Origin of the sequence: Psychromonas sp. L1A2 (assembly GCF_009828855.1) — a bacterium.
In the GTDB taxonomy this organism is placed as follows: domain Bacteria; phylum Pseudomonadota; class Gammaproteobacteria; order Enterobacterales; family Psychromonadaceae; genus Psychromonas.
Window position 1 is genome coordinate 194,383 of sequence record NZ_WUAG01000001.1, and the last position, 12,680, is coordinate 207,062.

Annotated in this window: 5 protein-coding genes; 1 reads left to right on the plus strand and 4 read right to left on the minus strand. The window is 36.1% G+C overall.

What is annotated here, in order from left to right:
• The first annotated feature begins 565 nt into the window (after positions 1-565).
• The gene (locus GQR59_RS00795; RefSeq protein WP_160060275.1) at positions 566-2,365 is read left to right on the plus strand and encodes a sodium:solute symporter family transporter; all 1,800 of its coding nucleotides are present in this window, start codon (positions 566-568) and stop codon (positions 2,363-2,365) included.
• A 1,311-nt stretch (positions 2,366-3,676) separates the two neighbouring features.
• Here GQR59_RS00795 and GQR59_RS00800 read toward each other — a convergent pair.
• The 4 genes from GQR59_RS00800 to GQR59_RS00815 all read right to left on the minus strand — a co-directional run bounded on the left by GQR59_RS00800 (position 3,677) and on the right by GQR59_RS00815 (position 12,540).
• Complete coding sequence (locus GQR59_RS00800; protein ID WP_160060276.1) at positions 3,677-5,521, minus strand: polysaccharide lyase family 7 protein; 1,845 nt, start codon at positions 5,519-5,521, stop codon at positions 3,677-3,679.
• Positions 5,522-5,858: 337 nt separating this feature from the next.
• Positions 5,859-7,949, minus strand: coding sequence for a hypothetical protein (locus tag GQR59_RS00805; protein ID WP_160060277.1), 2,091 nt, complete (start codon positions 7,947-7,949; stop codon positions 5,859-5,861).
• A gap of 858 nt (positions 7,950-8,807) precedes the next feature.
• On the minus strand, positions 8,808-10,172 hold the full coding sequence (gene gorA / locus GQR59_RS00810; protein ID WP_160060278.1) for a glutathione-disulfide reductase: 1,365 nt from the start codon (positions 10,170-10,172) through the stop codon (positions 8,808-8,810).
• Between the two features lie 1,240 nt (positions 10,173-11,412).
• A complete protein-coding gene (locus GQR59_RS00815; RefSeq protein WP_160060279.1) occupies positions 11,413-12,540 on the minus strand; it encodes a phosphoserine transaminase in 1,128 nt (375 codons plus the stop codon).
• Positions 12,541-12,680: the final 140 nt, after the last annotated feature.

Here is a 12,680-nt window from a genome sequence, read left to right on the forward strand (position 1 = left end):
GTGCCAAAATTTAACAAGTCAAACTTAAAAATTATTTGTTGTTTATTATCATGTACTTATTATGGTTTTGTTGTTTTTTTAAACTAACTTATTAGTTCGTATAGAGAGCTAGGTAACATATTTGTTCTTTTTGTGACTTTATTTTTCAGTACTTTGTTGTTTTTCCATTTACTCTGTGGCAAGACATTAAAATACATATTTTATAAATTTAATAAGGCATTACTTTATAGAGGCTTTTAATTAGATATGTTATTAGCGAAGATCTTGATGATTTGATATTAATCCAATCAGTAAAAGTATCTTATCTATTGTTTTTATTGGTTATAATAGGGTTTATTTAGTTTTAATTTTATCTGATTCCTTCTTCTATTTTATCGATTTTGTGCTACTTGCCACTTATTCTTGATGACACTGTATTGATCAGTTAAATCTGATCTAGATTAAGTTCTTTATCATCACTGTTCATTAAATATGATTTCAATCACATACTTTTATTATTGTAATACAATTAATCCTCTCTCTGAGATATGGTCGTGCCAATCTTAATAACACAAAGGGTCTTGATATGGATTTTAATATATTAGTGGTAGGGGTTTATTTTCTATTCCTTATTGCCATCGGATGGATGTTCAGAACATTCACCACAAATACAAGTGATTACTTTCGTGGGGGCGGTAACATGCTCTGGTGGATGGTAGGTTCTACTGCCTTCATGACCCAATTTAGTGCTTGGACATTTACTGGTGCTGCTGGTAAAGCATACAACGATGGTTTCACTGTTGCGATTATCTTTATTGCTAACGCATTCGGTTACTTGATGAACTTCTTGTACTTCGCTCCTAAATTCCGTCAACTACGTGTTGTAACGGTAATTCAAGCGGTACGCCAACGTTTTGGTAGCAAAAACGAACAAGTATTTACTTGGACGGGTATGCCAAACAGTGTTATTAACGCGGGTATCTGGCTGAATGGTCTTGCTATCATTGCTTCTGGTATCTTCGGTGTAGATATTGAAACAACTATTTGGGCAACAGGTATTGTTGTATTAGTTATGTCGGTAACTGGCGGGTCATGGGCGGTAATCGCATCTGACTTTATGCAGATGGTTATCATCATGTCTGTAACGATTACTTGTGCAATTGTGGCGCTGAACCAAGGTGGTGGTATTTCAAACATCATTGAAGGTTTTGAGCAAACAAGAGAAGTTACTTTCCTTGTTGGTACGGAAATCAATTACTTCAGTATCTTTGCTTTATGGTCTTTCTTTATCTTTGTTAAGCAATTCAGTATTACTAATAACATGCTTAACTCTTACCGTTACCTTGCGGCTAAAGATTCAAAAAATGCACGTAAAGCGGCATTACTAGCTTGTATCTTAATGACGATTGGTCCAATCATTTGGTTCTTACCAAGTTGGTTCTTAGCATCTACTGGTGTTGATTTAACAGCTATGTACCCTGAAGCTGGTAAAAAAGCAGCCGATTACGCTTACCTTTACTTCGTAGATGAATACATGCCTGTAGGTATGGTTGGTTTACTTATTTCTGCAATGTTTGCGGCGACTATGTCTTCAATGGACTCAGGTCTAAACCGTAACTCAGGTATCTTTGTTAAAAACTTCTATCAAGTTGTTTTACGTCCAAAGGCAACTGAAAAAGAGTTAGTAACTTGTTCTAAAATTACGTCAACAGTATTTGGTATCATCATCATTTTAGTCGCGTTATTTATTAACTCACTAAAAGGTCTGAGCCTATTCGATACAATGATGTATGTAGGTGCGTTAATCAGCTTCCCTATGACTGTACCAGCGTTCTGTGGATTCTTTATTCGTAAAACACCGGATTGGGCAGCTTGGGCAACATTGATTGTTGGTGCTGTTGTATCTTACTACGTAGGTTTAGTTATCTCTGCAGCTGATATCCAAAACTGGTTCAACTTAGATACAGCATTAACTGGCCGTGAGTGGAAAGACCTTAAAGTTGGTCTTGGTTTACTAGGTCACATCGTTATTACTGGTGGTTTCTTCTGTAGTACTATGTTGTTCTACAAAAAACTATCACCTGAACGTGAAAAAGATGTTGATACTTTCTTCAACAACTTAGCGACTCCTCTACACAACGAGTCTAACGCTCAACAACGTCTTGATAACAAACAACGTAAAATGCTTGGTCTATTAATTAGCTTCGCTGGTGTTGGTATTATGACAATGTTCTTCCTACCAAACCCATTCATGCAAAGTTTAATCTTTGTATTATGTGGCGGCATTGTACTAGCTATCGGTTTACTGTTAGTTAATGCGGTTGATAGCAATGTAAGTGATGACGACGATGATGAAGATAAAGATAGATTACCTGAAACAAATTAATCTCTCTTTACTCTGATTAACATCAGTTAATAAAAACGGTTAGTTTATCTAACCGTTTTTTTTTGCTTTTTATTTATCATCAAGCCTATAACTATCCCTATAAATAGGCGTCCTCTATCTTGATGTATCGACCACAGGCTTTATTTGATGGTCATTAATGAATGAGGCATTAGTAAATTTAAGGTGAGCAATAGAAAGGTAAGTGCTGCTAATACAATCGTTGGAAGCTTTTCTGTATTATAGTTAACCAGATACATTACACCTTGTTTATAACTACATAACGGTTCTCTGTCATTGGTTTATACCTTATTGGTACTAGATAGGATTATTGTGTGACCGGCTATCTAGGCCCTTTCATTGAGGCTATGTTATTTTATCCTCACTCGCTTAAACTACCGCCATTATTAGTTTTCTAATAAAACGCTTCCCTTTGAAAGAATATAAACTTGCAGTACCACTCATCCCAATAACTCTAACTATAGTTGTAAGCTTTATTTACCTTATGATTTATCATTAAACCTATAAGTTTGAGTAGAATACATTACTCCATAATTAGCCTTATGTATTATCTATGGTTTTTCAAGTCGAATAGAATTTGAGGGAGTATTTGAAATATTTTAAGCAGTTAACATCAATTATGGTTAATGAAAGCGGAATTGTATTTAAAATAATAAGGTACTATTTTTTACTAGTGAGTGTCATTCGTTTTACGTAGTTCAGGCGAATTGTTTAAGTAATAACGGGTTATTGAGAAATAATTTAACGCAGAAATCCACGGAAATAGCGATGTTGTATCGCTTTGCTTATCCAGGACTGAGGTTATTTATTGTATTTTTTCATCATATATACCCGTCTCCATTCAAAGTGCAAAAATCAGCAAATTGTGACGTAAACAGATTCTAGGCATAAAGGTAAAGATCTACTGGGTTAAATCGACACTTTATAACAACGAAGTTAGTGCCTTATGGCTTATCCTGTGGATTGCCAACTCAGCAAGCTACTACAGTGTGTAACATTCGATAAGGACTCGTCATTGTCGTCATGTTACGTCTTGTATTGGTGTCCGAGTTAACGATTGAATAATACATCTGGATTGGTAACGGGTATAGGCTGTTTGAATACAGAAAAGGGTAGTAACAATAAGGAGGTTTTAGTGTGATGAAGTCTCAACGGTTAGGTCAGTGGTTATGACTTAGAGTGTTTTTTTATGGGGAACTTACTGTATAAAAAAGCCAATTATTAATTGCTTAATAATTGGCTAAATAAGTAAATTTAACAAGATGTTTAAAAAGTTAATGCTTAGATCTTTTGTTAATGTGTTTTACTTAAAGCATAGAAGGTTACCTGTACATAATCAGAAGTATCGCCTGAGTTATTTTGGTTATAAGCTCCTGCTTTGAAGTACATGTAATCTTCGAGTGTTTCTCCATCTTTTACATAGTATCCATCATAACCACTGTTTTCCATATTGACAGTTTGAGTAATGGTATCTTTGCCATCTCGCATAATGCTAACGTTCAGAGTATTGCCAACAACATCAATTTCAAAACTGAATTTTTCGTCCAGTTCAATACCATCTTCAGGCTCACTTGCACTATTACTTCTTGAACCAATCATGTTGTACCATTGTTCACTGTTACCATTACTTGGTTCATGAGCAATGTAAATGGACCCTTTAGTGTGACCATCTAATAAACGGTAATATACACGAACTGGCTCATCGCTTGCTGCATGAATTTGACCAATAATGACACGACCCTGATGAGAACTATTACCTGTACTTGTTACATGATTAACGGCTAATGTTGCGACCATATTACCATCTACACCACCTGCATCATCTTGTTGATCTTCCGGGGCATTACTGAATACCCAGTTGTTTTCATTAACGCCTTGAGTATTAATGCGAGTATTTTCACCTCGCAACATCTCACGGAATTCTGTTCGAGAGTATGAAGTGCCTGAAGATGTGCGGGCTCCTCCTATATAATCTCTAAAAACCATACCGCCATCGGTTGTATCAGTCCAAAAATAGTTTTCTAACTCATAACCATCATTTAATTCTTCTACTGTGATTGTCGTTGCTTTTGCATAACCGTCACCTTCACCATTATCAATCGGCACACTTAGGTTCCATGTCGAAAGGTCGAAGTTATCTGACGGTGGAAGGTCTGGGTCTAGTGCATTCATGTCTAGTGATGTTGTTTCATCATTATAATCGCTTTCACTATAAGTGATTGTCTTAAACTGTACGACACTATTACCATTTGTATATTGGTTATAAACACCGGCTTTAAAATAGCTGTATAAATTTGCCCAGTAATCGATGCTAATATTAACTTTATTGCCATCATTTACATTAATAATTAATGTTTCATTACCTACTATAATTTCAAAATTAGTGGGGCTATTTGCATCGTAATCACTCAAGTAATAGAAGTCATACGAGTCTGGGCAATTATTATTGTAGTTAGGGTTACTTTCATTCTTACACTCGTAAGCATTTGTTTTAATGATGGCCCAATAAGCATTGCTATATGAATTATCAGTAGCATCGTCTGTTCGGCTTTCTCCATCCCAGACAACGCGTAATAAAGGATGTGATAAAACCGTATCATCAGTGACACCATTCTCACCTTTATTGTGTACTTGTAATAAAGTGATCTCTTCACCATCGGTACTATTGGCAACTGATGTAGATGGTGAAATAGGCAATATATCAGCAGTTAACGTATATTTTGTATCTGCCGAGTTAGTTAAAAAGTTTTCTGTGAAGCGAAGTTCAGTACGATTACTATCACCTTCCATTTCAAAAGTTAACCAACCAGAATCTGCATCAATATAAAAATATTCACTGTCGTAATTTGCATATTCTCCTGCATCAACAACATCAGATTTTGAGCAAGTATTATTAATGTCATCATCAGTACAATCAGATAGGTCTGTTTGTTGTAAATTTGCATTATCAAGTGCATCTACATACTGAGAGTAATCATAAGGTACGCCAGTATATTCAACGTTAGATTCTGAATCAGTAGAACCAGTGTTAGTTGAGTTTGTATCTGTTGCACTTGAGTCAGAAGAGCTACCACCTCCTCCGCCACAAGCGCTGAGTAATAATGTTAATAAAAGAGTGCTTGTTAATTTATATTTCACAGTAAAAATTCCATTTAATAAGGGGGTAATGAGCGCTGTTTCAGGCTAGCGTTATCTCTCTATTTTGAGTGGTTAACCGTATTCAGATTCAATTATAATACAAATAAAAATAGGGCAAATTATAATGTATTAAAAGTGATAAGTTGATAGTTAATATTGATGTAAATATGATTAATTATAGAGGTATATTTTTGTTAATGTGGTTGGTATTTTGTCTTAAATTAAATTTTTCTCTGCGTAAAATTTAGATCACTGGCTTAACATTTAGATAAAAAAATACCGTTCATTTGCATGAACGGTATTTGATAAAAATTAGAGTTTAATTACTTTCTAAATTTTATTGCGCAATTGTTGGTTGAGCAGCAACAGTCGCTTCTGAACTGTTTGCATGATAAACCGCACCGTCTATTTCATCAAGAACAGCGCCAATTTCGTAACTCTCAAAGTCATCTGAAAATACTTCAGTTGTTCCTGCATCAGAGTAAATTGTTAAGTCATCTGCGTATAAAGTAAATTCAGTTGTCGCACTTCCACCTGCGTATCGAACTTGGATATTTTTTGCACCTGTATCTACATTGTCGCCAGCGCTGTAAGGCGTGTTATAAGAGTGAACTTCTACACCATCAATTGTGACGGTAACATCAGCTGTTTCACTACCATCGGTAGACCAATTAATTTGTAGGTCTACCCACTCACCTGGTGTAAATGTTGAGATTTCACCTACATTTCTAAGTGAAATAGTACCTGAGTCCAATTGTAAGTCAGCAATGTGCTCTCCTCTTGAAGTTGAAGTCCCACCATTAGAGAATACTGTTAAAGCTGCCGTTTCTGTTTCACTTTCGTTGTATAAGAAAGACATATTAACTTGACCAACGGCAAGGGCATCAGACAGTTGATATCTTAGCTCACCAGTATCTGAGTCAAGAGTATCAGCAATAGCTGCAACTTGAGTTGAGTCTGTGCCTGTTTCTTCTTCTACTTCAGTTTCAGTTGCTTCAGTACCGCCAACAGTTGCTTCTGAACTATTTGAATGGTAAACCGTGCCATCTATTTCATCAAGAACAGCGCCAATTTCATAGCTTTCAAAGTCATCAGAGAATACTTCAGTTGTGCCTTCATCTGAGTAAATTGCCAAATCATCAACATTTAATACAAATTCAGTTGTTGCACTTCCGCCAGCGTATCTAATTTGAATATCTTGTGCGCCAGTATCTTCATTACCATCAGCACTGTATGCATTAGTGTATGTACCGATTACTGTACCATCAACCGTTATTGTTACTTCAGCAGATTCTGTGCCATTTGTAGACCAATTAATTTGCAAATCTACCCATTCACCTGGTGTAAATGTTGAAATGTCACCCTGATTTCTTAGTGAAATAGTGCCAGAGTCTAATTGTAAATCAGCAATATGTTCTGAGCTTGAAGTAGAGGTACCACCAGTAGAAAATACAGTAAATGCAGCTGTTTCTGTTTCACCTGCAGGGTATAAAAAAGATACATTAGCTTGGCCAACAGCAAGTGCATCAGACAGTTGATATCTTAACTCACCAGTATCTGAATCAAGTGTATCGGCGATTATCGCAAATTGAGATGCATTATCTCCAGTATCTGTTTCAGTATCTGTTTCTTCTGAACTTTCAACTCCACCAATAACAGCCTCTACACCACTGTAGAATACTGCTGCACCGCCCGCTAAATCATCATTAATAGTAAAACTTTCAAAATCATCTTCAAATATCAGTGTTGACATCTCTGTATCAGAATAAATTTTAATATTATCTATCGTTGACGCTTCAGCAGCAATCTTAGAATTTGAACCTAATTTAACACCAAAAGAAGCAACTGCTACAGCTGCTGTGTTATTGAATTCACCAGTAAATATTTCTACTCCATCCATCATTGCAGTGTAGGTTGTATTTGCAGCATCCCAAGTTACAGTGAAGTTTGTTTCTGTACCTGGTGTATGAGTGACGCCGCTCAGTGTAGTACCTGAACCTGCAACCCTTGTTTGTACTCTACCGTCTGATTTTAAAATAATATCTGCAACCATAGCACTTGTGTTACCAGACTCATCATAAAGACCGATAGAGAAATCTTGATCTTGTCCTGCAGGGTAAAGTACATCAACGCTTAATGCTCCAGCCACTAAGTCTTCTTGCCCGTCATCAGCTAGGGTGTATCTTAAGTTGCCAGCTGTAGAATCGGAGGTGTCTGTAATAGATGCAAAAAGGTTTGCCGTTGTTTCGCCACCTGTTTCACCGCCAGTGTTATCACCATTATCAGTTTCGCCGCCAGTGCCACCTGAATCTACGTTTGGTTCCTGGAATTCTAAATCACTACCACAACCAAATACTAAACTCGTGCTTAGTACTGCAGCTGCTATTTTAGTTAATTTCATTTTTTGTCCCTTCTTAATTTTACTCATGTATCGCTCCTTAAATGAATTATTTCTTTATTTATTAATTTTATTGTTAAGGAATAGCTAAAAAGGGTCAAACTCGAGGATACGATAAAATGATCTTGCTCTCATTAGTCTTTTTATATGTATCATAAAGTAGATCTAGACATCACTTTTTAGAGTCTTTTGAAATTTATTTGTATGTTTATTTGGAAGTTTTTGACATATAAAATCGATTTTATATTATTAGGTTATATTTTTTATTCTTTTTTGAAAATTAACTTTTATTTAACTTTTTTATTTAAATTGTTTTAAATCAGTGTCTTAGTTTATTTTTATATAGGTTTCATTTTGTTGTTAAATTTAAATTAAAGTATTTTAATGAAGTGTTACTATTTATAGTTTTGTATGAGTAATAGGCTTCTCAGCTATCTATTTAAATTGATAAAGTTTTAATACAGATCAGTAACTTATAATATATTCTTTTGGCAACCTTTATACTTAACAATAAGTTTCAGTTTATTAATTTAATAGAGTTAAGAAGAAACTGCTAATCGAATGATTGAGTAAAGTTAAGTTGAATTTTATTATTAAGGTGGTGAAATCAATGGTGCCTTATCCAGCTAATGAATAATTAAAGGCAAGATAATAAATAAGAAAATAAATTTTTATTCGCTATAAATTTCATCCATTATTGAGCTAGAAGTTTATTCAAAGTGTTAGCTCGTTTGTTTTTGAAGGTAGGGAAGAGATAAGGCTAATGAAAGTTATTCTGTAAAGGCAGTTAAAAAGTAACGCATAAGAGCAAGGTAAGCTTCGTTTGCGTTACTTTTAAATATTTAAATTAAAGTCGATATTTACAATAAGATTTTACTTATCGCTGCTTTAGCGCATAGTAACGAACTCTTCAGAACCCGTCGGATGTATTGCTACAACACTATCAAAGTCTGCTTTAGTTGCCCCCATCTTCATTGCAATACTAAAGCCTTGGATCATTTCATCAACAGCAAAGCCAATACCGTGTAAACCAACAACAACCTCATTCTCACCAGCACAAACTAGTTTCATTTTACAAGGCTGGCGGTGTTTAGTGATAGCGGAGTACATTGCAGTAAAACCTGATTGATATACTTTTACGCTCTTCTCACCGTACTGCTCAATGGCTTCTTGTTCTGTTAAGCCGATAGTGCCGATAGGTGGGTGGCTAAATACAACCGTTGGAATTAAATCATAATCCATTTTTGCATCTGGCTTGTTATTGAATAAACGTTCAGAAAGTTGACGTCCTGCTTTAACGGCAACAGGTGTCAATTCAACACCGCCTTCCATAATGTCACCAACACAATAAATACCCGGGATGTTTGTTTCTTGGTATTCATCTACTTTGATATAACCTGCTGAATTCGTTTCAACACCTGTCGCAGCTAGATTAATAGAGTCTGTTGCTGGATGACGACCAATTGCCCAAATTAAGGTATCAACATTTTGGCTTTGTCCATTTTCAAGATGCAGGGTAATACTGCCATCTGCTTCTTTAGTTACCTTTTTAGGTGTTGAATGAGTATGAAGAGTAGGGCCTTCTGCAGCCATTACTTCAACTAAAGTCTCTACTATTAGCGGATCAAAACTACGTAGTGGCGATTCTTTACGTACAAATAGATGCGTTTCTGTTCCCAATGCACTTAATACGCCTGCAATTTCCACTGCGATATAACCCGCACCAACAATAGCGACACGCTTAGGTTGCTCAACAATATCGAAGAAACCATTAGAATCAATGCCTAGCTCAGCACCTGGTACGTTAGGAATAGTAGGGCGGCCACCTGTTGCGATAGTAATATGCTGAGCTGTGATCTGCTTACCATTCACTTCTATTGTATTTTTATCAACAAAAGTGGCAAAACCTTTAATCACTTCAACGTTATTACTACCTAGAACACGATCGTAAGATTCATGGATACGTCCGATATAAGCTTGGCGATTTTCAACCATTTTTGCCCAGTTAAATCCTTTAACATCTAAATCAAAACCATAATCTTCAGCATAAAGGTTAATTGCTTCAGCAACTTGTGCACCATGCCACATTACTTTTTTAGGAACACAACCAACATTTACACAGGTGCCACCTAGATCTTTAGCTTCAATTATCGCTGCTTTTGCACCGTACATTGATGCTCGATTGGCTGAAGCAATGCCGCCACTTCCGCCACCGATACAAATGTAATCAAAATCGAATTGTTTGTTGCTCATGGTGCACCTCATTTTTTCTAGTGTTGTATGTTAGGTAGTAAGACTGGTTTAATTATTTTTATGAAGAGTAAGTTACAGCATTGCAGTAAAAAACTATAGAGTTTGTAATTAATTTTGTGTTTTATGGAGACAAATTTATTGTATGTTAAATGTGTATTTTCAGTATTCGTGGTTAAATTGCGTTTGATTTAAAAGCTATTTTATGGTTTTAGCTTTTGACCTTAACTTCTTTATCCTTCGTGGCTTCGTGGTTAAATTGCGTTTGACTTAAAACCTAAATCACCACGAAGCGCTTCGCTTCACGAAGGACACGAAGAAAATCTAATGGTTAAGAATAAGTTTTTATATTTTTAGCCATTGTCTTTACCCTTCGTCTCTTCGTGGTTAAATTGCGTTTGACTTAAAACCTAAATCACCACGAAGTGCTACGCTTCACGAAAGACGCGAAGAAAAGCTAATAATGAAAAAGCTATTTTATGGTTTTTAGCTTTTGACCTTAACTTCTTTATCCTTCGTTTCTTCGTGGTTAAATTGCTTTTGACTTAAAACCTAAATCACCACGAAGCGCTATGCTTCACGAATGGCACAAAGAAAAGCTATTTTATGGTTTTTAGCTTTTGACCTTAACTTCTCTATCCTTCGTGCCTTCGTGGTCAAACGGTTTTGACTTAAAAATCAAACGACCACGAAGTGCTACGCTTCACGAAGGACACGAAGAAAATCTAATGGTTAAGAATAATTTTTTTATACTTTTAGCCATTTCCTTTAACTTCCTTATCCTTCGTTTCTTCGTGGTTAAATTGCTTTTGACTTAAAACCAAACGACCACGAAGCGCTACGCTTCACGAAGGACACGAAGAAAAGCTAATAATGAAAAAGCTATTTTATGGTTTTAGCTTTTGACCTTAACTTCTTTATCCTTTGTGGCTTCGTGGTTAAATTGCGTTTGACTTAAAACCTAAATTACCACGAAGCGCTACGCTTCACGAAGGACGCGAAGAAAAGCTAATAATGAAAAAGCTATTTTATGGTTTTTAGCTTTTGACCTTAACTTCTTTATCCTTCGTTTCTTCGTGGTTAAATTGCGTTTGACTTAAAACCTAAATCACCACGAAGCGCTATGCTTCACGAAGGATACGAAGAAAAGCTGATAATGAAAAAGCTATTTTATGACTTTAGCTTTTGGCCTTAACTTCTTTATCTTTAGTACCTTCGTGGTTAAACGGTTTTGATTTAAAAGCTAAGCGTTAGTAACCGTTTGATAAGCCCATGTTAACCATGGCATTAGGGCCTCTAAATCGCTTTTTTCTACCGTACTACCACACCAAATACGCAAGCCACTTGGTGCGTCTTTGTAAGCAGCAATATCAAAGGCCACTTCTTTATCTGTTAGTAATTTGATGAATTGCTTTAATTGATCGTTTGATAAGTTAACTGATAGACAAACACTCGTATTAGAACGACTACTTTCTTTTTCTGCTAAGAAGTTAATCCATTCATTATTGTCTACAAATGATGATAGCACTGCTAAGTTATCTTGCGATTTTTTAATACTTGCCGCGACGCCGCCAATAGATTTGACCCAATTTAATGCATCTTGATAATCTGCAACACAGAGCATTGAAGGGGTGTTGATCGTCGCGCCAGTAAAGATACCGTCAATGAGTTTACCGCCAGCGGTTAATCTAAATATTTTAGGCAATGGCCAGCTCGGTGTGTAACTCTCTAAACGTTCAACGGCACGAGGACTTAATATAATCACACCATGTCCACCTTCGCCGCCCAACACTTTTTGCCAGCTAAACGTAGTGACATCTAACTTTTCCCATGGCATTTCCATCGCAAACACAGCTGATGTCGCATCACAAATTGTTAAACCTTCACGGTTATCACTAATAAAGTCTGCATTTTCTACTTTCACGCCAGAGGTTGTACCGTTCCAAGTGAAGATACAATCATTCTCTGGTTTCACTTGTGTTAAGTCTGGTAGCTGACCGTAATCGGCTTTAATTTCATTTACGTTAGGCAGTTTTAATTGTTTAGTGATATCTGCATACCAACCTTGACCAAAAGACTCCCAGTAACAAATATCAACTGCACGAGGACCTAACATTGACCACATAATCATTTCCATCGCGCCAGTATCAGAAGCTGGAACAATGCCCACACGGTAACCCTCTGGTAAGCCTAATAACTCAGCAGTATCTGTGATCACCTGTTGTAGTGCATTTTTACCAATATTAGAACGATGTGAGCGGCCTAACGTACTTAAATCTAATTTGTTAATATCGTAGCCAGGACGTTTAGCACAGGGGCCAGATGAGAAGTTAGGGGTCGTTGGTTTAATCGTAGGTTGTGGGCGGCTCATTCGTTCAGGTCCTTTTAAAAAACAATTTCGTGGCATGGTGCTATATTGCACTAAAAGCTAAGCGTATTATTAAGCTTATCTAGAAAACAAAAAGTAATGTTATTTAGCTAGGCTGTACAGTTTTATTTTAATTTATTCTT

Coding starts and splice junctions, on each gene's coding strand:
- GQR59_RS00795 (WP_160060275.1), top strand. CDS start 566: ATGGATTTTAATATATTAGTGGTAGGGGTTTATTTTCTATTCCTTATT.
- GQR59_RS00805 (WP_160060277.1), bottom strand. CDS start 7,949: ATGAGTAAAATTAAGAAGGGACAAAAAATGAAATTAACTAAAATAGCA.
- gorA (WP_160060278.1), bottom strand. CDS start 10,172: ATGAGCAACAAACAATTCGATTTTGATTACATTTGTATCGGTGGCGGA.
- GQR59_RS00815 (WP_160060279.1), bottom strand. CDS start 12,540: ATGAGCCGCCCACAACCTACGATTAAACCAACGACCCCTAACTTCTCA.